At 60.2% G+C, this 20,973-nt stretch carries 15 protein-coding genes and 1 pseudogene; 10 read left to right on the top strand and 6 right to left on the bottom strand.

Annotated elements, in window-relative coordinates:
- The first annotated feature begins 8 nt into the window (after positions 1-8).
- The 3 genes from ACR0FC_RS15545 to ACR0FC_RS15535 are packed head-to-tail and all read left to right on the top strand — an operon-like array spanning position 9 to position 3,285.
- Complete coding sequence (locus tag ACR0FC_RS15545; protein WP_170341742.1) at positions 9-1,013, top strand: ABC transporter ATP-binding protein; 1,005 nt, start codon at positions 9-11, stop codon at positions 1,011-1,013.
- A complete protein-coding gene (locus ACR0FC_RS15540; RefSeq protein ID WP_170341740.1) occupies positions 1,010-1,783 on the top strand; it encodes an L-iditol 2-dehydrogenase in 774 nt (257 codons plus the stop codon). Before ACR0FC_RS15545 ends, ACR0FC_RS15540 begins: the two co-directional genes overlap by 4 nt.
- Positions 1,783-3,285 (top strand): mannitol dehydrogenase family protein, encoded by a 1,503-nt coding sequence (locus ACR0FC_RS15535; RefSeq protein WP_170341737.1) that lies wholly within the window; start codon positions 1,783-1,785, stop codon positions 3,283-3,285. Before ACR0FC_RS15540 ends, ACR0FC_RS15535 begins: the two co-directional genes overlap by 1 nt.
- A gap of 12 nt (positions 3,286-3,297) precedes the next feature.
- On the opposite strand, the gene ACR0FC_RS15530 is transcribed toward ACR0FC_RS15535, so the two are convergent.
- Positions 3,298-3,999 carry a GntR family transcriptional regulator gene (locus ACR0FC_RS15530; RefSeq protein ID WP_170341735.1) on the bottom strand — a complete coding sequence of 234 codons (702 nt, stop codon included), beginning with the start codon at positions 3,997-3,999 and terminating at the stop codon, positions 3,298-3,300.
- 102 nt (positions 4,000-4,101) lie between these two features.
- On the opposite strand from ACR0FC_RS15530, the gene ACR0FC_RS15525 reads away from it, so the two are divergent.
- From ACR0FC_RS15525 to queF, 6 genes and pseudogenes are all read left to right on the top strand, one after another.
- On the top strand, positions 4,102-4,704 hold the full coding sequence (locus ACR0FC_RS15525; RefSeq protein ID WP_170341733.1) for an amino acid synthesis family protein: 603 nt from the start codon (positions 4,102-4,104) through the stop codon (positions 4,702-4,704).
- Positions 4,676-5,491 carry an alpha/beta fold hydrolase gene (locus tag ACR0FC_RS15520; protein WP_170341731.1) on the top strand — a complete coding sequence of 272 codons (816 nt, stop codon included), beginning with the start codon at positions 4,676-4,678 and terminating at the stop codon, positions 5,489-5,491. The genes ACR0FC_RS15525 and ACR0FC_RS15520 overlap by 29 nt, the downstream gene beginning before the upstream one ends.
- The gene (locus ACR0FC_RS15515; RefSeq protein ID WP_170341730.1) at positions 5,488-6,402 is read left to right on the top strand and encodes a flavin reductase; all 915 of its coding nucleotides are present in this window, start codon (positions 5,488-5,490) and stop codon (positions 6,400-6,402) included. Before ACR0FC_RS15520 ends, ACR0FC_RS15515 begins: the two co-directional genes overlap by 4 nt.
- A 1-nt stretch (position 6,403) precedes the next feature.
- Entirely contained in the window at positions 6,404-7,441 is a 1,038-nt protein-coding gene (locus ACR0FC_RS15510; protein ID WP_170341728.1) for an LLM class flavin-dependent oxidoreductase, read from the top strand.
- Between the two features lie 11 nt (positions 7,442-7,452).
- Positions 7,453-8,916 carry an aldehyde dehydrogenase gene (locus ACR0FC_RS15505; protein WP_170341727.1) on the top strand — a complete coding sequence of 488 codons (1,464 nt, stop codon included), beginning with the start codon at positions 7,453-7,455 and terminating at the stop codon, positions 8,914-8,916.
- A gap of 168 nt (positions 8,917-9,084) precedes the next feature.
- Positions 9,085-9,392 (top strand): annotated as a pseudogene (gene queF / locus ACR0FC_RS15500) (preQ(1) synthase); the annotation flags it as partial.
- Between the two features lie 12 nt (positions 9,393-9,404).
- Here the strand turns inward: queF and ACR0FC_RS15495 are convergent.
- From ACR0FC_RS15495 to ACR0FC_RS15480, 4 genes are all read right to left on the bottom strand, one after another.
- On the bottom strand, positions 9,405-10,325 hold the full coding sequence (locus tag ACR0FC_RS15495; protein WP_170341725.1) for a hypothetical protein: 921 nt from the start codon (positions 10,323-10,325) through the stop codon (positions 9,405-9,407).
- Positions 10,326-10,480: 155 nt separating this feature from the next.
- Positions 10,481-13,627 (bottom strand): adenylate/guanylate cyclase domain-containing protein, encoded by a 3,147-nt coding sequence (locus ACR0FC_RS15490; protein WP_170341723.1) that lies wholly within the window; start codon positions 13,625-13,627, stop codon positions 10,481-10,483.
- 509 nt (positions 13,628-14,136) lie between these two features.
- The gene (locus tag ACR0FC_RS15485; RefSeq protein WP_170341721.1) at positions 14,137-15,204 is read right to left on the bottom strand and encodes a ParB/RepB/Spo0J family partition protein; all 1,068 of its coding nucleotides are present in this window, start codon (positions 15,202-15,204) and stop codon (positions 14,137-14,139) included.
- Complete coding sequence (locus tag ACR0FC_RS15480) at positions 15,197-16,582, bottom strand: AAA family ATPase (RefSeq protein ID WP_170341718.1); 1,386 nt, start codon at positions 16,580-16,582, stop codon at positions 15,197-15,199. The genes ACR0FC_RS15485 and ACR0FC_RS15480 overlap by 8 nt, the downstream gene beginning before the upstream one ends.
- 582 nt (positions 16,583-17,164) lie before the next feature.
- On the opposite strand from ACR0FC_RS15480, the gene ACR0FC_RS15475 reads away from it, so the two are divergent.
- Entirely contained in the window at positions 17,165-18,439 is a 1,275-nt protein-coding gene (locus ACR0FC_RS15475; protein WP_170341716.1) for a replication initiation protein, read from the top strand.
- Between the two features lie 21 nt (positions 18,440-18,460).
- Here the strand turns inward: ACR0FC_RS15475 and ACR0FC_RS15470 are convergent, their stop codons facing one another.
- Positions 18,461-20,767, bottom strand: coding sequence for a Tex family protein (locus tag ACR0FC_RS15470; protein WP_170341714.1), 2,307 nt, complete (start codon positions 20,765-20,767; stop codon positions 18,461-18,463).
- Positions 20,768-20,973: the final 206 nt, after the last annotated feature.

Genomic DNA, 20,973 nt, shown 5'->3' with positions numbered 1-20,973 from the left:
AAAGACACATGGGACGCATCGTACTTGAGAAAGTCAGCAAGAGCTTTGGCGACGTGGAAGTCATTCCCCCGCTGAATCTCGAAATCAACGACGGCGAATTCGTGGTGTTCGTGGGCCCCTCGGGCTGCGGGAAATCCACCCTGCTGCGCCTGATCGCGGGGCTGGAGGACGTCAGCGGCGGCCGCATCCTGATCGACGGTCAGGACGCCACCGCGGTGCCGCCGGCCAAGCGGGGTCTGGCCATGGTGTTCCAGTCCTACGCGCTGTATCCGCACATGACCGTGCGCAAGAACATCGCCTTTCCACTGCGCATGGCCGGGCTGGACAAGGCCGAGCAGGACCGCCGCGTGGAACAGGCGGCCGAGGTTCTGAACCTGACCGACTATCTGGACCGCCGCCCCGGCCAGCTGTCGGGCGGCCAGCGCCAGCGGGTCGCCATCGGCCGCGCCATCGTGCGCGAACCGGCGGCCTTCCTGTTCGACGAACCGCTGTCGAACCTGGACGCAGCGCTGCGCGTGGGCATGCGGCTGGAGATATCCGAGCTGCACAACCGACTGGAAACCACGATGATCTACGTCACCCATGACCAGGTCGAGGCCATGACCATGGCCGACAAGATCGTGGTCCTGCAGGCGGGGGTCATCGAACAGGTGGGATCGCCGCTCGAGCTGTACCGCGCGCCGCGCAACAAGTTTGTGGCCGGCTTCATCGGCTCGCCCAAGATGAATTTCATCGAAGGGCCCGAGGCCGAAAAACACTGCGCCCACACGATCGGCGTACGTCCCGAGCACATTGCCGCCTCACCCAGCGAGGGTCTGTGGAAAGGCACGGTCGGGGTGTCCGAACATCTGGGCTCGGACACGTTCTTTCACGTCCATGTGGACGGCTTCGCCGAGCCGATGACCGTGCGCGCCGGCGGCGAGGTCGGCCTGCGCCATGGCGACACGATCCATCTGACGCCGGAGGAGGACAAGATCCACCGGTTCGACGCGGCGGGGCTGCGGATCGCATGAACCGGCTGGTCGGCAAACGGGCCCTGATCACCGGGGCGGCGCGGGGCATCGGGCTGGCCTTTGCCCAGGCCTATGCCGCCGAGGGCGCGCAGGTGGCCCTGGCCGACATCGACGTGCAGCAGGCGCGCAAAGCCGCGCGCGAGATCGGGCCGCAGGCGATTGCGGTCGAAATGGACGTCTCGCAGCAGGATAGCATCGAGGCGGGCGTGGCCGACGCCGTGGCGCGGATGGGCGGGATCGACATCCTGATCAACAACGCCGCGATCTTCACCGCCGCCCCGATCGTGGAAATCACCCGCGCGGATTACCAGCGCGTGTTCGACATCAACGTCGCCGGCGCCCTGTTCACCCTGCAGGCGGTCGCGCGACACATGATCGAGCAGGGCACTGGCGGCAAGATCATCAACATGGCCAGCCAGGCGGGCCGCCGCGGCGAGCCACTCGTGGCGGTCTATTGCGCCAGCAAAGCGGCGGTGATCAGCCTGACCCAATCGGCGGGGCTGAACCTGATCAAACACGGGATCAACGTGAATGCCATCGCCCCCGGCGTGGTGGATGGCGAGCACTGGGACGGCGTCGATGCCTTCTTTGCCAAATTCGAGGGCAAGGCGCCGGGTCAGAAAAAGAAGGAAGTGGGCGAAGCGGTGCCCTTCGGCCGGATGGGCCGGGCCGAGGACCTGACCGGAATGGCGGTCTTTCTGGCCTCGTCCGAGGCCGATTACATCGTGGCCCAGACATACAACGTGGATGGTGGAAATTGGATGAGCTGATGGTGGAGCGCCCCGCGGATACCCGACCGGTCCGGTTGTGTCAGGCCAATCTGGGCGCGTTGCCCACAGGTGTTCTGCGCCCGGAATACGATCGCGCGGCGCTGACGCCGGGGATCGTGCATATCGGAGTGGGCAATTTTCATCGCGCGCATCAGGCCTGGTACCTGCACCGGCTGATGCAGCAGGGCGCGGCGCAGGATTGGGGCATCATCGGCGCCGGCGTGCGCGCCTATGACGCCGAGATGCGGCGCAAGCTGCTGGCTCAGAACTGTCTGACCACGCTGGTCGAGCTGACCGAAGGCCAACGCCGCGCCGAGGTGACCGGCGCGATGATCGACTACCTGCCCCCGCGAGAGGACAACGGTCCGCTGATCGCGCAGCTGGCCGATCCGGCGATCCGCATCGTCTCGCTGACCGTGACTGAGGGCGGCTATTTCGTGCACCCCGTTACCAAGCGGCTGGACACCGACCACCCCGACATCCGCCACGATGCCGCCAATCCCGACCGTCCGCGCACCGCCTTCGGCGCAATCGTCGCGGGCCTGCGACGGCGGCGCGATGCGGGCGTCGGTCCGCTGACCGGGCTGAGCTGCGACAACCTGATCGGCAACGGGCAGGTTCTGCGTCAGGCGGTGGTGGGGCTGGCGCGCCTGTCGGACCCCGATTTGGCCGACTGGATCGACACGCAATGCACCTTTCCCAACTCGATGGTCGATTGCATCGTGCCCGCCACCGGCCCGACCGAGCTGGAGTTGGTGCGCGCGCTGGGGATCGACGACGCCGCGCCGGTCACCCATGAAAGCTTTCGCCAATGGGTGATCGAAGACGCCTTTTGCGCCGGTCGCCCGGATTGGGACAAGGTCGGTGCCACCTTTACCGACCGCGTTCATGACTATGAGGTCATGAAACTGCGCATTCTGAACGCGGGCCACCAGGTTCTGGCCAATGTCGGCGAAGTCTTGGGCCTGAATACGATCGCAGACTGCATGGCCGATCCGCTGGTTTCAGCATTCTTCCGAAAGGTTTTGGTCGAAGAAATCGCGCCTTTTGTGCGTCCGGTGCCCAATCTGTCGGTGGCGGACTACATCACCTTGATTGAGGAGCGGTTCCGCAACCCAGCCATTGTCGACACCACGCGGCGCGTTGCTTTTGACGGATCATCCCGGCATGTGGGTTTTGTACTTCCCACCGTCTATGATGCGTTGGCTGCCAGCGCGCCGGTCAATGGGCTGGCCCTGGTCGAGGCGCTGTGGGCCCGCATGTGCGCCGGCACCCGCGAGGATGGAAGTGTCATCGAACCCAACGATCCCAACTGGTCCGATCTGGTCACCTCGGCCAACGCGGCCCGCGACAACCCGACCACCTGGCTTGAGCAGACCCAGTACTATCAGGACCTGTCACAATCCGGCGCGTTTCGCGATGCGTTTGACCGTTGGCTCAGGGTGATCTGGGATCAGGGAGCGCGTCAGGCCCTGACGACGTATCTGGGCGCCCAACTCTGACCGGTGCATGATCTAGCTGTTTGCGGCTTTGCCCAGGCCCTCTTCTGCATCGAACAGGGATTCGGCAACCGACGCCGCATCGTCCAGATGCCGTTCGACGGCTCGGCGCGCGGCGGAAGGGTCGCCTGACTGAATCGCGGAACAGATGGCCTCCATATGCTCGATCCCGGGGCGGTCGCGTTCTGTTGCCGTCAAGGTCATCATCCGCAACCGGCTGATCCGACCGTTCAGGCGCTGGACCACATCCCAGGCCACATTATGCCCTGCCCCCTCAAAAATCTCTGAGTAGAAATCGGAAGTGGCGCGGAAGATCGAGCCCGGCGTCTTGTCCACGAAGCCCTGCTTGAGCCGCACCAGCGCCCCATGCAGGCTACTGGCCCTGTCTGATGTGATGTTGCGCGCGCAGTTCTCGGCGGCCGCGGTTTCCAGCATGCGGCGGATATCGTAGATCTGCCGTGCCTCATCCCGTGTGATCGAAGCCACGATCGGCCCGCGCCCGGGCAGAATTTCGACCAGGCCTTCGGCCTCGAGGTAGCGGATCGTTTCCCGGATGACTGTCCTGCTGACACCAAGCTGATCACATAGCGGACGTTCCACCAGCCGTTCGCCGGGCTGGAAGACACCTTCGATGATGGCCTCGCGCATGCGCTCCTGCACCATGTCGCGCAGGGTTGCCCGTGGATGATCGATCTTGGTCAGTCTTGGCGATGTCATGGACGGGAATCTATCGGTCGCGCGTTGCCTCAGCAAGGTATGATTGACATCCTGTCTTATGGTATACCATCATGCCGGAAACGGAATCACAGGACCTTTGCGATGCCCGCCACCATTCGTAAAACACTGCTGCATGTCGAAAACACGCTGATCGAAGGTGGCAAAACCGCCGAGCGCCCTCTGACCTTGATCGCGGCGGTCGCCGTTGTGACCAACCCCTGGGCCGGCCGCGGCTTTGTCGAAGATCTGCGTCCAGAGATACACGATTGCGCTCCGGGGCTGGGCCACATGCTGACCGAGATGATTCTCGAGGCATCCGGCGGCGGTGACCGGGTTGAAGCCTATGGCAAAGCCGCCGTTGTCGGAGTGAATGGCGAGGTCGAGCACGGGTCGGCCCTGATCCATACCCTGAGGTTTGGAAATGCCTATCGCGAGGCGGTCGGCGCAAAATCCTACCTTGCCTTCACCAACACGCGCGGACCGGCGAATGCGGCCATGCAAATTCCCCTGATGGACAAGAATGATGGTGGGCGGCGCAGCCACTATCTGACCATCCACCTGCAGGTCGCCGACGCTCCGGCCCCGGATGAGATCATGATCGCTTTGGGTGCTTCGATCGGAGGGCGCCCGCATCACCGTATCGGAGATCGTTATCAGGATCTGAAGGATTTGGGACATGACGTCGACAATCCGGCAGCTGTCTGAACCATTCGGGCGCCTAGGCTTGCGCTTCGCCGGCCCCCCCGATGGCGAACCTTTGGTCCTGTTGCACGGGGTCGGTATGCAGTCGGAGGCCTGGGTACCGCAGATCGATGCCTTGTCCGACTTGCACGCGGTCTACGCACTGGATCTGCCAGGGCATGGCCAGTCCGGCCCGATCGCTGCGGGGGCGCAGTTACCAGCATTTGTGGAGTGGCTGCGGGCGGCGCTGGACGCTTTGAACCTGGATTGCGTGAACCTTGCCGGTCATTCGATGGGCGCACTGATTGCCGGCGGGTTTGCGGTCGAACATCCCGATCGGGTCCGGCGCGTCGCCTTGCTGAACGGAGTGTTTCGTCGGGACGATCAGGCCCGGGACTCTGTGCTGGCGCGCGCCGGCTTGATCAGCGCCGGAAGGTTTGATCTGGAAACCCCACTGCAACGCTGGTTCGCAATCGGTCCGGCCGACCGCGCCGCTCGGGACAGAGTCGCCGCATGGTTGGCCGCGGTCGACATAGACGGCTATGCGACGGCCTACGATGCCTTTGCCCGGGGCGACATGGTCTACGCTGATCGCTACCCTCAGATCTCTTGCCCCTTGCTGGCGTTGACGGGTGCTGAGGATCCGAATTCCACACCCGACATGACCCGCGCCATCGCCGCGGCCGCCAAGGGGCAGGCGGTTGTCGTCGAGGGTCATCGGCACATGGTGAACCTCACTGATCCAAAGACTGTCAACGCGGCCCTTGTTCAATGGCTGAAGACCCCAACGCCCGAAAGGTCGCCCGCATGACCGATTTCGACCCTCGCGCCCTGCGCAGCGCGTTCGGAACCTTTCTCACCGGTGTCACGGTGGTCACGACCCATGACGAATCCGGCCGACCGATCGGCTTTACCGCCAATTCCTTTTCCTCGGTTTCGCTGGACCCTCCGCTGGTCTCGGTTTGTCTTGCCAATACTTCCAGCAATTTCAACACATTCTCTGAAGCCGCCGGTTTCGCCGTCAACATCCTGTCGGAGGATCAGATCAGCGTTTCGAACACCTTCGCACGCCCTTCGCAGGACCGGTTTGCCGGTGTCGATTGGAAGCCAGGACCCAACGGCGCACCAATCCTTGACGGGGTTTCAGCCTGGTTTGACTGCTCGGTTTTCAAGACAGTCGAAGCCGGCGACCACCTGATCCTGATCGGTCGGGTCGAGGCCTTCGACCACTCGATCGCACCTGGCCTGGGCTATGCCCGCGGCGCCTATGTGACGCCTGCCGCCGAAGCCCTGGCGCTCAACCGTCGCGCGGGCGTCGTGGTTTCCGCGTTGATCGAGCGGGACGGCCAGATCCTTCTGCTGGACGATGGCAACGGCGGGCTGTCCATTCCGGCAACCGAGGACATGGAGAACGGCGCCGATACTGCATTAGCCCAGTTGATCGCGGAATGTGGGATCAAGGCAGAACCGGGCTTTATCTATTCGGTCTACCAGGACAAGTCGCGACGACAGCATATCTCGTTCCTTTGCCAAGCCGAGGACGGCACCCCAGCCAACGGGGCTTTTACGCAGATCGTCGAGTCGACGCTGATGGATGTCGCGGACCCGGCGATCTGTACGATGCTGGAACGTTTCGCCCGGGAAAGCCGCATGGGCAATTTCGGCATATACTACGGAGATGAAACCAGCGGACGGGTCAAACCGTTGGTTCGGGGGAGTTGAAATGAAGTTCTCGCTGTTTGCGCATATGGAGCGGATTTCGCCAGAGCAGGACCAGAAGCAGTTGTATGACGAGTTCATCCAACTGTGCAAAATCGCCGACGACGGCGGGATGCATGCCGTCTGGACGGGCGAACACCACGGGATGAATTTTACAATCGCACCCAACCCGTTTCTCAGCCTGATTGACGTGGCTCGGCACACCCGGAATGTCCGGCTGGGCACCGGCACCGTGATCGCGCCGTTCTGGCATCCGATCCGTTTGGCCGGTGAGGCCGCGATGACGGACATCATAGCCGACGGACGGCTGGATCTGGGCATTGCCCGCGGTGCCTACAGTTACGAATACGAACGCATGATGCCTGGCATGGATGCGTGGGAAGCCGGGCAGCGCATGCGCGAACTCATCCCTGCCGTGAAACAGCTCTGGCAGGGAGATTACGCCCATGACGGCGAATTCCACCAATTTCCCAAGACCACCTCGTCGCCCCTGCCCCTGCAACCTGGTGGGCCGCCCATCTGGGTGGCCGCACGCGACCCCAACAGCCACGAATTCGCCGTAAGCTCAGGGTGCAACGTACAGGTCACGCCATTGTGGAACGGCGACGACGAGGTCATCGACCTGATGGCCAAGTTCAATGCCGCCTGCGCAAAGTTTCCTGACATGCCGCGCCCCAAGATCATGTTGCTGCGCCACACTTACGTGGCCGAAGATCAGAACGACGTAAAACAGGCCGCCATCGAGTTGAACCGGTTCTACTGCTATTTCGGCGCATGGTTCATGAACAAGCGTGACGTTACCCAGGGGCTGATTGCCCCGCTGAGTGATGCCGATATCGCCGAGCATCCGTTCTATTCGCCCCAGAACATGGAGCGCGACCTTGTCATCGGAACAGCCGATACCGTGATCGACCGGCTTCGGAGAAGCGAGGAACTGGGGTATGACGAGTATTCATTCTGGATCGACTCCAGCATGCCGTTTGAACGCAAAAAGGCCTCGTTGGAGCGTTTCATCAAGGATGTGATGCCGGCCTTTCAATAGGGGAATTCGGGATGCAACGGTTTCAGAACTATATCGGCGGCACTTTCCGCGATGGCGACACCTGGTTCGAAAGTGTCGACCCATCCACAGGTGAGGCTTGGGCGCAGATGCCCGCCGCCAGCCCAGCTGATGTGGACCAGGCCGTGATGGCAGCGGACCAGGCTTTCAGATCCCCGGAATGGGCGTCACTGACCGCAACCGCGCGGGGCAAGCTGCTATACCGGTTGGCAGATCTGATTGCTGAAAACGCACCGAGACTGGCCGAGCTGGAAACCCGCGACACTGGAAAAATCATCCGCGAAACCTCGGCGCAGATTGCCTATGTCGCGGATTACTATCGTTACTACGCGGGCCTCGCGGACAAGATCGAAGGCGCCCATTTGCCCATCGACAAGCCAGATATGGAAGTTTGGCTGCGGCGAGAACCCGTGGGGGTTGTCGCGGCGATCGTGCCCTGGAACTCACAATTGTTCCTGTCGGCGGTCAAGATCGGCCCGGCCCTAGCGGCCGGTTGCACAGTGGTGCTGAAGGCCTCGGAAGAGGCCCCTGCCCCAATGCTGGAATTCGCGCGGATTTTTCACAAGGCCGGGTTTCCCGAAGGCGTTCTGAATGTCCTGACGGGCGGGCCCGATGTCGGCGCTGCCTTGACCCGGCACGAAAGAGTTGCCCATGTCGCCTTTACCGGCGGGCCGGAAACGGCTCGGCATATCGTGCGAAACTCGGCAGAGAACCTGGCGTCGACCTCTTTGGAGTTGGGTGGAAAGTCGCCGTTCATCGTGTTCGAGGATGCGGATCTGGACAGTGCGGTCAACGCTCAGGTCTCCGGGATTTTTGCGGCGTCGGGTCAAAGCTGCGTTGCCGGTTCGCGGCTTGTGGTTCAGGCATCGATCAAGAACGCGGTTCTGGACCGTCTGCGGCAAAAGGCCGAAGCGGTGGTGATTGGCGCACCGGATGATATGGCGACCGAAGTCGGGCCCCTGTGCACGCAGCGACAGCAGAAATGGGCCGCTGAACTTGTCACCCGGTCGCAGGCCCAAGGCGCGCAATTGATCACTGGCGGCCAGCCACTTGATCGCGCGGGATTCTACTTTCCACCGACCATTCTGGATTGCAGTCGGGCGCGCGATGCTGATTGCATGACGCACGAATTCTTCGGCCCCGTCCTGTCGGTCGTTTCCTTCGAAACAGAAGATGAGGCCATCGCGATCGCAAACGATACCCGGTTTGGCCTGGCCTCGGGCGTGTTCACGCAAAACCTCACGCGGGCCCATCGGGTGGTTCGGTCAATCCGAGCCGGCATTGTCTGGGTCAACACCTACCGCGCAGTCAGTCCGATCGCTCCGTTTGGGGGGCATGGATTGTCGGGGCATGGGCGCGAGGGCGGGCTGCAGGCTGCATTGGACTACACCAAAATCAAGTCCGTTTGGTTGCGCACCAGCGACGACCCTATTCCTGATCCTTTTGTCATGCGCTGACCCGCCGGCCACCCCGAAATGCGTAAAACTCGGCAGGAAACTCAGAGACCACGAAACAGATCGGCTTGGCAGTAGCTTGCCCACCGTTAAACACTGCGCATCCCGGTTGCAGCGTAAACGAGTTGCAAAACAAGGGTTCAGATTCCACAAGCCGATTTCGAATAGTGCGTGAGGTTCACCGCGCCCGAATTCACTTCGCTCTGCCCGATGAAGGGACAGGCTGACTTTGGTCATCTGGTGATCGATTGAATTCGGAGGGCTGGCTTGTCAGGTCGAAGTCGCTGAAACTGTTTCTGGGATCGTTCCGAAACCACGGCTCCTTCCAAGAGAACTGCACCGTTTCCATTGCCCGGCGCCGGGTCAGGTTTCCGACGCAGCGGTGGTTGCGGATTGGAAGGCACTGGTATCCACGTGGCGGCATCCCGATCGACCTGTCTTGGCAAACAGGCGCGGGGTCTGCGTTTGGTCAAACCTGAACAGAAGCAGCCTTACTTGGTGGCGCTGACATCTCCGGGGATGCACCCACGGGCGCAGAACCTCATGTCACTGGGCGCAACGGACCAAACGTCAACGTCATTCGGCGGCTTGTTCTTGAAGTCGATATCAAGGCAACTTGCGGCCTTCGGAGTGTAGTACTTGTTTCTGGGGTCGACATTGCCGAGTTGGTCAAACCCGGAGATTAGACGCATATTCGGTCCCCATCTTTCGCCATGCAGTGTCAGATTGGAGTAATAAGCCATCAGCTTGATCGATTTACCCTGCGCGAACATCTTGTAGGTCATCTGGACCCCACCGATTGTCTTGTCGATCGGCCCCTGTTCCAACCCGGAACCAATCGAGATGACCCACCGGCGCTTGAGCGGGATGGAAATATCAACTCCGTCTTCACTGCATTCCAGCAACTTGTACGAAAAAATGTTCAGCACGGCGTTTGTTCTAATCGGGTTCGTGTGAAGCCTTAGAACGCTGTAAACCGGCTTGATGGTGGCACTTTGGATCGGAGCACCGTTGACGACACAATTTTTCTGCAGCACCGCAAGTTCCGTCAGAACCATGTCCGAAAAGGACGACGCAAAACCACCCTCCAGGGACTGCGCCATAAGCGCCGACATTCCGGGGGCCTCCAAAACCCGCGTGGAATCTCCGTATTCGCGGAAAAGTTCAACGGGATCCAAGGAAACCAACTGACGGTCAGCTGAAAACAGCAGGTTCTCAGGATCATTTTCATCGACGATTTGATGATACTGAAAGGTAAACAACTCGGTGCCGCCGGAGTACTGCGGTATCCCATCTTCAAATTTTACGGTTCCGTCTTCGGACAAAATCTCCTGTGCCTTTGCTGGTCCGTGGATTGCAAGCGCCATCGCTGCGCCAAGAATTGAAACGCCTAAAGCCTTAAGTCTGAACATGATTATCCCCAGTTTTTTGATCTAAAAATCGAAACAATGCCATCAAACACTATCAAATTTTCGTATATGTTTCAATAATCGCACCTTTCGGCAGTTCGGCTGAAGTTATGTCCAGACCAAAAACCTGGTGTAAAAACTGCGTCGAACCGGGTGGTTCACTTCATTGCGACTTCGGACTGCGCATTGCGCAAGGCCGCCTCGACCCGGTCGGTGAACGGGAGCTGATACCGGACACTCCAGGATTTCTCACCCGCTCGCACAAGTTCGATCACTTTCAAGCCCTCGGCAATCTCTCCAGCCATCAAGTGCGCGTCTGCGAGCAATGTCTGAGCGTAGAGAACGATCTGAGTTGAACCTGTTTCAACATAGGCGTCGATCCCGGCCGCGATCTCGGCGATCCCCTCGGCATGGTGGCCTTCTGATGCCTGCGCCCAGCCGTGCAGGATGCGGCCCCAGGCATCCCAGTAGTGGAACTCCCGTTGCCCACTGATTTCGAGAGCCTGGTTGACCATATCCAGCAATGCACCCGTGTCGCCCAATATCTGATAGATGGTCGCCAGGATGTTCAGCCCGTAGCAACGCGTGAAATCGTGTGGTTCACGACTGATCCGCTCAACCAGTTCCGTTAGCTCGGCGCGAAACGTTTCGCCGTCTCCGCTTTGCAGCGCCACGGCCCAGCACCGCATCGCCTGATCAACCAAGTATATGTCTGCCTCGTGATAATTCAGCAGATCGTCCGGATCAGTTGCCCCGCGCAACGCAATCGCTCGGTCGAAAGCAGAAATGGCGACCTCCAGACGGCCGAGCATGAAGTTGCTCATACCGATATTGTGCGCCGCGAGCGCCTCCATCGTCGGGTTTTCCGCGCGCCGTGCGACCTCCTCCAGGTAATCACACAAAGCCAACGCGCCCCTCGGATCGCCCAGAGTCAACTGAGCACCGAACTGCACATGCACGGCCAGAAACGCATCCGTCACACTGGCGGAGGAACGGTCAAGCAGGTGGCGGAACCGGTCCAGATTGGCCAAAACCTCTTTCGACCCGAACGCCCTGGTACTGAGGGCCACGTTCAGCATCTTGCGCAGCGAAATCTCTTCTCGATCCCGTTCGGGGCTTGGGGTGATTTTGTCGTTCTCGGTCAAGGCTTCATTGAGATGGTGGATGGTTTCTTCGTTGGCAAATCGCTCGCCCGAGATGACTGCCGCCCGGCGCCACGCGTCCCGGGCCTGTTTGGGCATGTCCGCGCGGGCATAGTGCTGGGCCAGCAATTCAGGGTTCTGACCCACAAGGTCACTGAACGAAGTGTCGAGGACCTCGGCGATCCGGCTGTGCACCGCCCGCGCCCGACTGGGCAACATCAGGTCATAGGCCGCGTCCCGTATCAAAGCGTGGCGGAACGCATAGGCACCTCCCATATTGACCCCGCGCCGCACCAATATTTGCGCTTCGACCAACTCGTCCAACATGCGCAGGGTTGCCTCGTACGATTGACCGCTGACCGAACTGACCATCGCAGGCAGGATGTTGCGGTCAATGGCGGCGCAGACCGGCACGATATCGCGGGCCGTGCTCAGCCGGTCGAACATGGCCCAGAACAGTTCCTTGAGCGTCGATGGCAGTGCCTGTTGCATCTGCATTGCGGACGCGTCCGTCTGGTCGAAGAACCCGTCCTGGATCATTCGTGCCATCTCTTCCGCAAACAGAGGGACGCCATCCGTCCTGTTCGCGATCCGGTCTTTCATGGTCTGTGTCACTTGCTTGGACTGCAAAAGCGCATCCAGCATCTGGTGGACGTGGTCCCGGTCGAGGCGGGAAATCGTCAGCGGGACGACACCCTCCCGGCCTTCCCACGGTGGATGGTAGGACGGGCGGAACGTGCACATGATCATGACGGGCATGGACCTGAAGCGCTCGATCAACAAAGCGATGATTTCCTCAGTCGAGGGATCGATCCAATGCAGGTCTTCAACCAGCAACAGAACCGGTCGATGCCGCGCCAGCGCAGCAACGGTCTGCACCAAGGCCTCCTGAAACTGCTGCTTGAGCCGGTCAAAGGGCAGTTTCAGCAGGTCTTCCTCGGCCTCCACCGGCAACGACATGGCATAGGCAAACAAAGGAAGATAGTCTTCCGGAACCTCCGACCATTCCTGAAACAGTTGCCTGAGTTTGCGCAGCTTCCGCTGGTCGGAGTCGGTTCTGCGGAAATCGGCCATGTGGCTGATCCAGCTAAGAACCGGGAAATGGGCACTTCGCTCGTGGTTGGGCGAGCATTGGAACCCAAGCCGCAGATATTGTTGCTCTTCGAATCCGCGGGTCGCTTCCTCGACAAGACGCGATTTTCCGATGCCGGCCTCACCGGAAACCATAACCGCCTGCCCTTCTCCATTCAGTGCGGCCTGCCAATGCTTCTTGATCGTCGCGACCTCATCGACCCGGTTGACGAAGGGCGAGCCTTGAACCCCGGAACGCGCCTGAAACCGCAGCATCGGCTCTTCCGCACTCAGAACTTTCCAGATGCCGATCGGGTTCTCAAACCCCTTTAGGCTTTGCTTCCCCTTCCACTCGCAGCGAAAGTTGCTCCCGATCAGCAGCTTGGTGTGCTCGCTGATGGCGACCGTCCCAGGGTCCGCCAGTTCTTGGATACGGGCCGCCAAATTCGGAACCTCACCGACCACCAGACCTCCCAAAGTCGAGTGATTGTCGACCACGGCTTCCCCGGAAGAAATCCCGACCCGAACCCCGATGACCTCACCCTTGCCGTGTTTGATACGACCAATGGAGCCACAGATTTCCAGTCCGGCGGCAACGGCCCTTTCCGCATCGTTCTCTTCGACCGTCGGATAACCGAAATAAGCAACCACTCCATCTCCGATGAATTGGGCAATGTGCCCTTGGTGCCGGGTCACGACATCAAAACAAAGGGCTTGATAGTCGTGCAGAACGGAGCGGTACTCCTCAAGATCCAGATGACTGGACAATTCAGTTGATCCAACGAGATCGACAAAGACCAAAGTCAGATACCTGCGCTCGGGGACACCCTCCAATGCCGTGGGTTGAGGCGCGTGAGGCCCAGTTTGCGATGACGTGAGAGCATTCTCGGAATGTGAAACGCCACCTTGATCCGAGCGAAGCGCCTCGATCGCCCGCATCATGCGTTTGCGATCCCCGAGGTTCAGTCCAAGCTCGACCAGGTCATTTTCTGTGAGGGTGGCAAGAACATCCAATTCGATCGCGTTCGAGGCGAACACATCATGGTACTTCTCAAGGGAATACTTCTCCAACCACGCCTTGATGTCAGCCATCTTCAGTCCTCGGTCGAAATTACTTCAATGTGCTTTGCCTTTTGTTCAATCGGCGTCAGTCAGAGGGACCGGGTTTCTGACGAAGCTAAAATATGTCCGACCGTATGCCGGCCCTTATAGTCAGCGCGTTGCGTATTAATTGCCAATGCAAGGCGGAACGCCCGCATTGTTGCCCCAACACGAACCTATCCCAAGTCGGAATTTGCGTCTACTGGCTGGCAAAATGCACCTTCGGGCCAAGCGGGATTCAATCAAGAACGCATCCTGCCAGAATTGGCCCAGCCGACGTTCACGCTACCCAAGTTTCAGTCTGTCTCTCCGCTACTCATAGCGGTGGCGGTTCGGCGTCAAAATGGTCAAACGCCGGCTTATTGGAAACAAACCGAGCGTCCGTCATAATGATCATAATTATGCCTTTTTGCATACTACAGGGGAAGTGGCGGAAAGGTACCCGTTTACAGGAAGGTTTGGCCGGTGGAAGCACAGGCCAAACCAATGGTTAAAAATGGTCAGCCCAAATGCTCAACTAGCCGTTCCAACAACCGCGCGGCTTCGTCTACGCTCAGAGTCCGGCCGCGAAGATGTATCCGCAATTCGCCCGCTGATACCTCTGCTCGCAATTCTCCGCCTTTGGGCAGCGTCTGAATAGGCAGCCGTTGAATCTGTTTCGGGCGGCCCCCACGCGGCTTTTCCTGAGTCGGTGCAGGCGCGTCTTTCAACGCAGCCTCTATCACGGTCAGTTCCGATTTCGGGTCCGTGGCCTCACCCCGGGACAAGGCCTCCCTCAGCTTGGCCTGCGCGCCATCCCGGATAGCCGCGGCAATCCTGAGACCTGCCTTTTCCGACAACGCAACCGGGTACTGCAGTAAGTCGCCCAAGGCCTCGTGAACCACCGCAAAGCTGCGGACCTTGGACCTTTTGGCCTTGGAGGATGCGGCGAACAGAACATCCACGGCGGCTTCGGTCGACGGGAAGACACCCTGCCCCACAGCGAGGACAGCGATGCGCCCACGTTCATACGGGCTGAGGTTTGATCGAAGTTCGTTCTCCTCGACCATCGAAACATACGCCCCCTGCCCTGCGCCAGCCTGGCGCACGAACGCGGGAATTTGGGCGAATTTCGGATCACCGCCGGCCAAACGGCGGAAGGCGTCCAACCGGCGATAGCCCGATATCAGGCCATAGCCATCCTCGGTTTTGGTCACCTCGATCGGCGTCCGCAGTCCGTTGGAGCGCAGAGATTCCAGCAGTTCGGACATTGCCTCTTCGTCATCGACCATGCGGTCGCGCCGCAAGAAATCGGCATCGATCTGATCTATGGGCACCATCTCTGCGACCAGACCGGCGTCCTGGGCATCCCGCCAACGCGCAGCGTCGCCTTGGTCTTTTGCAAGGGTTGCACGATCGGTCACTGCTGCCATGCCATTCAGCGTCGCGGCCTCGGCCGCGACCTGCGCGATTGGCGGAGTTGTCGGGTTGGCCTCGAACGGGCTGATCGAGGGTTTCGCGGCGAAACCAGCCTCGAGTTGTTCAAGTTCCGCCGCATCCGGCGCCGTCAGTCTTCTGCGTTTAGCCATCTGCCTGTCCTCCCATCTGGGCGTCGCGCCACCAACACCCGATCAGTACTTCTTTGAATTCCGCGTAGGTCCGATCGAAGGTCTCTCGCCCTCGGACATAGGTGTCGCGGTTAAAGTCACGGTAGTCCGCTTCATAGATTCCGTTCACCTGTTCTCCGGCCTGACCGACCAAGGCGGTGTAATCCTGCCGATAGGCGTTCATGAAGTCACCGAAATACGCCTGTATCACGTTGGCCATGTCCGTCTGCTGGCTGGCGTCGAACCGGGTGATGATCGCGCGCACGACATCCCACTCGAACTTCAGTTCGGGCAACCCAGCCGCCCTTTGTGCCGCGTTCTCGCCATCCTCGATGCTGGCGAACGTGGTGTAGAGCATGTCGAAGAAGCGCCCGGTGGAGTCAAACTCGAGGAATGAGGCTCCGAGCGGCACCAGCAAAATGTCCGCTGCGGCCAGCGCATTGATCGTTAGGTACCCAAGTGCAGGAGGAGTATCGAGGAACACGATGTCGTAATCATTCAATACGGCCTCGTCCTGCAAGAAGTTGGTGAGCCCGTCCCACAGCGGCCAGCTGCGAAGGCCCATCCGCCAGACCGGGATCTGAAATTCGGCCCAATAGAGGTTCAGTTGAGCGCCAATGAGATCAATGTTGGGCCAGTGGGTCTTCTGAATGGCATCCTGCGGTTGGGTCCTCAATGCCTCTTGCAGAGTTTCGTCCAACGGAATTTCGGGTTGACCGGCAGCGGCGCGGACCCTGTTCTCTTCCTGGACCGCGCGCGCATAGTCTTTTGCGATCAAGGGGAAGACCGTCTGCCATTCATCCGCGACGCGACCACCCAGGATGGACGTCATGGATCCCTGGCTATCAAGATCAATCACCAGCACTTTATAACCGTCCAACGCAGCTGACATTGCCAGATGAGCAGCAGTCGACGTCTTGCCCACTCCACCTTTGAAATTGGCAACGGCAACAACTTTTGCCGGCAAGTTTTCCGGTCGGTAAGGCAGGTATTCCTTGGTGCTTACACCTTCAGCAGCGAAATGGTGCCTCAAGGTCAGAACTTCTTCGAGCGTGAACCATTTCGATCCCGCTTCGCCTTCGCCTTGCGGAAGGTCAGGATTCGCCTTGAGGACACGGCGAAGGTGGGCCGGAGCCACTGGGATCAGATACTTGGTAATCTCCCATATCGAAAACCGGCGGAGGCGCTTTTCGCCATCGGGCGCATACCCGCGGCGCGCCAGATCTTCGCGCCCTTTGGCACAGAAGGTTGCAGCTTTTGCGAATCGTGATGTCCCGATAGGATCGGGTAACTTTGATGCAGCCTTGGCCGGATCCAGATTGAAATACGGCGGTAGAGCAGGTTGTTTAGATTTTGTCACTGTCGATGCCTCGAATAATGTTCGCCTTTCCGGCGTATATCTGGAAATGTACCGAACATTTTCTTTCTGCGCTATCCTCGAAAGAGCAGTTTTCCACAGAAGAATGCCTAAGAGCTCGGTTTCGCGACGAAACCTGCATTAATTCATGAAGAGGTGCACACCAAAAAGTTTATTTTCTTTAAGGAATTTAGATTCTTTGCATACAGAAAACTTATATAAAACATATAGTTACGTAAGCTTCGGCACCTGAATACAGGACTTAGGGTTCCTGGCTTCGGGATCAAAGGCACCTGCGTACAGGATCAAAGGTTCCCGAATCCGGGGATAAGGGCACCGATTCGCGGTTGGGCTCTATCGAGGACTATTTAGGGTCTAATCCGATTGCGATGACCGCCGCCCACGCGGGACACGACTCCAAGTTGGAACCAATTGCCCCCCACTTCTGTGGATAACTGGGTCGCCGATTCGGATAGGTACCTGTCTACGGGATTCACTCCGTCCTGCATATGGGGACCCAAATTCAGTTGATCCACGGGTACCTTTTGTGTCACAAACTTGGGAAACGAGCAGCCGGGCAGAATCATGCCGGATACACAACTGGACATGGATCACCTCTCAGGCGCTTTGCGTCGGGAAACGGTGAAAAAGAATGTGGCCGCGATCCATATCAGCGGCAAGCTGACGCTGTTGCAGCGCAAGCTGTCCAATGTGTTGCTTCTCAATGCCTACGACTCTCTGACCACCGCGCAGACCCATACGATCGATGCTCGCACCCTGGCGATGATGGTAGGCTACAACTCGAACGACTTCGACACACTGCGCGCCAGCCTGAGAGCTCTTGCCGAGACAGTGGCCGAATGGGACATGCTCGATGAAAAAGGTCGGCAAGAGTGGGGCGTGTCGTCGTTGCTGAGTTTCGCCAAGCTCAAGGGCGGGATCTGCGAATACGCCTATTCCCCGGCCTTGGCGCAGAAGCTGTACGATCCGAAGATCTATGCGTTGATCAATGTGCATATCCAGCGCAATTTCAGCTCGGGGCACGGGCTGGCCTTGTATGAAAATTGTTATCGTTTCGTCCGTACCGGGTCGACCGGGTGGTGGGCGCTCGAGGTGTTCCGCAAGTTGATGGGTGTGGACGGCAGTGACTATTACACGAGCTTCAAACACCTGAATGCCAAGATCATCAAACCCGCTGTGGCCGAGGTGAACAAAAGCTCGGATATTCTGATCGAGCCCGAGTTCCGCAAGAAGGGCCGAAGCGTCACCGACATTCGGTTCCTGATCAAGGCGAACCCGCAGAAGGCAATGTTCGAGATCGACGACGGCGATGGGGTGCGCAACCTGGCGGTCTACAAAACCTTGCGCAAACAAGGGGTGTCCGATCGGCTGGCGCGGCAGTGGATCTCTGAGCATGGTGAGGATTACGTTCAGCAGAAGCTGGACTATGTAGCCGGGCAGGGGGACGTGAAATCAACGCTGGGATATCTTTCGGTCGCCCTGCGCGATGACTACAAGGCTCCCGCGGCAGAGACCGTGAAGCCGCCTAGTCCCGAGGCGCTGGCCGCAGCCAAGCAGCGGGAGGAAGAGAAAGCGCGCGAAGATCAAGCTTATGCCGCGCGCGTGGCGGAGCGCGCCGAGCGTGCCCGCAAGCTGGCCATAGTCGAAGACCTGGTTTCGCGGCGAAACCCCACTCAACGGGATGCCGACAAACGCTTGTTCATGTCGACTCTGTCGGACGAGCTAGACCGAGAGAACTTCCGGCAACACGGATGGCGATCAGGTTTGAACGCCAATGCCATTTTTGCCTTTTGGGAGGAGTTGGAGCCCGATGCGTTCCAGACGGAAACCCCCGCCTGAAGTTCAGGCGGGGCAGGGGGCTTATTGATTTTTCAATGCATTTCGCAGCGCATCCCCAATCGCACTGTGCTGCGCATTATGGGGATATTTAGCGCGTTGTGATTTCGGTGTGCCTGTATTCTTTCCGCGCGCGCTCTGGCCTTTGACGTCGCGATCTCGCCGGTCGGAGGCAGCGCCATCCTTGCGCATGCTCAGCCCGATCCGCTTGCGCGGCACGTCGACTTCAACCACACGAACTCGAACAACCTGTCCGGCCTTGACCACCTCGTGCGGGTCTTTCACGAACCGATCGGCCAACTGGCTAACATGCACCAGACCGTCCTGATGCACGCCGATATCGACAAAGGCGCCAAAGGCAGCGACGTTGGTCACGGTGCCTTCCAGCACCATGCCGGGTTTGAGGTCGGTGATCTCTTCGACGCCCTCCTTGAAGCTGGCGGTCACGAAGCTGGGGCGCGGGTCGCGGCCGGGTTTTTCCAACTCGGCAAAGATGTCGCGCACCGTCGGCAGACCGAACCGGTCATCCACGAACTGTTCGGCGCGCAGACCACGCAGCGCACCGTCATTTCCCATGATCTGACGGATGTCGCGGCCGCAGGCCTGCACGATGCGGCGGGCCACGTCATAGGCCTCGGGGTGGACAGCCGAGGCGTCCAAGGGCTCATCCCCGTCGCGGATGCGCAAAAAGCCCGCGCATTGTTCAAAGGCGCGGGGGCCGAGGCGCGCAACCTTCAGCAGATCCTGCCGCGATCGGAACGCGCCATTGAGGTCGCGATGCGTGACGATGGCTTCGGCCAGACCGGGACCCAGGCCCGAGACATGGGCCAGCAGCGGCGCCGAGGCGGTGTTCAGATCGACGCCAACGGCGTTCACCACGTCTTCGATCACCGCTTCCAGAGACTGGCTCAGCCGGTGTTGATCGACGTCATGCTGATATTGGCCGACGCCAATGCTCTTGGGTTCGATCTTGACCAGCTCGGCCAGCGGGTCCTGCAGGCGGCGGGCGATCGACACCGCGCCACGTAGCGAGACATCCAGATCGGGAAACTCGCGCGCGGCCAGTTCCGAGGCCGAATAAACCGAGGCCCCGGCCTCGGACACCACGACCTTGGTGGGCGCCTGCACCCCCTTGGGCAGCAGTTTCAGCGTGTCGGCCACCAGCCGCTCGGTCTCGCGGCTGGCGGTGCCGTTGCCGATGGCGATCAGTTCGACCTTGTGGGTGGCGATGAGGTTCAGAATGGTGGCCTGTGCGCCGCGCAGATCGTTCTTAGGTTGGAACGGATACAGCGTGGCGGTCGCCACCAGCTTGCCCGTCGCGTCCACCACCGCGGCCTTGACGCCGGTGCGGATGCCCGGGTCCAACCCCAGGGTGGGGCGGGGGCCCGCCGGGGCGGAAAACAGCAAGTCCTTGAGATTGCGTGCAAAAACCAGAATGGCCTCCTCCTGCGCGCGGCTACGCAGATCGGCCATCAGCTCGACCATCATCGACAGCGACAGCTTTACCCGCCAAGTCCAGCCCGCGACCTTGCGCAGCCAGGCGTCTCCCGGGCCGTCGCCACGCGTCTGCAGATGCGCCGCCACGATCGCCTCGGCCCGGGCGGCGCCGGTTTCGGGGTCGGGGGCAATGTCCAGCGTCACGATCCCCTCTTTCGACGCGCGCAGCATCGCCAGCGCCCGGTGCGATGGCACCTTGGCCCAGGTCTCGGCATGGTCGAAATAGTCGCTGAACTTGGCGCCTTCCTGTTCCTTGCCCTCGATCACCTTCGAGGTCAGCAGCGCCTCGGCCTGCATAAAGCTGCGCAGCTCGCCCAGAAGGGCGGCGTTTTCGGTCAGACGCTCGGTGATGATGTCGCGCGCGCCATTCAGCGCGTCCTTGGTGGTGGGCACGGCCTCGGTCACATAGGCCTGGGCCAGACCCTCGGGGTCGGCGCTGCGGTCGGCCAGGATCGCGTCGGCCAGCGGCTCCAGCCCGTTTTCCCGCGCGATCATCGCCTTGGTGCGACGCTTGGGTTTGTAGGGCAAGTAGATGTCTTCCAGCTGCGCCTTGGTTTCGGCGCGGGCAATGGATCTGGCCAGATCGTCGGTCAGCTTCCCTTGATCCTTGATCGAGTTCAGGATCGTCTCGCGCCGTGCCTCAAGCTCGCGCAGATAGGCCAGCCGGTCGGACAGGGTTCGCAGCTGGCTGTCGTCCAGCCCGCCCGTCACCTCTTTGCGGTAGCGCGCCACGAAGGGCACGGTGGCGCCTTCGTCCAGCAGTTTGACCGCCGCGTCCACCTGTTCGGGGCGGGCATTGATTTCCGTGGCGATGGTGCGGGCGATGCGGTCCAACGGGGCCTCCTTGATCTCGGGTTGGAGGACCGTCTTAGCCAGCGCCCGCGCCAAGGGAAAGGCGTCGCGTATCGTCGGCGGGCTGAAAATACGGGCATATGCGCGGTTTTGCGCAAACTGGGTCAAAATGCGCGTTCAGATGCGATTGATCCCGGGCCTCGGGTGATTTAAGGGAGGCCCTGTCAAATCAGAGTCACCCCGGAGCG

It is taken from the genome of Ruegeria sp. BB9 (assembly GCF_056539345.1).
This window is presented reverse-complemented; position numbering and strand designations above follow the sequence as displayed.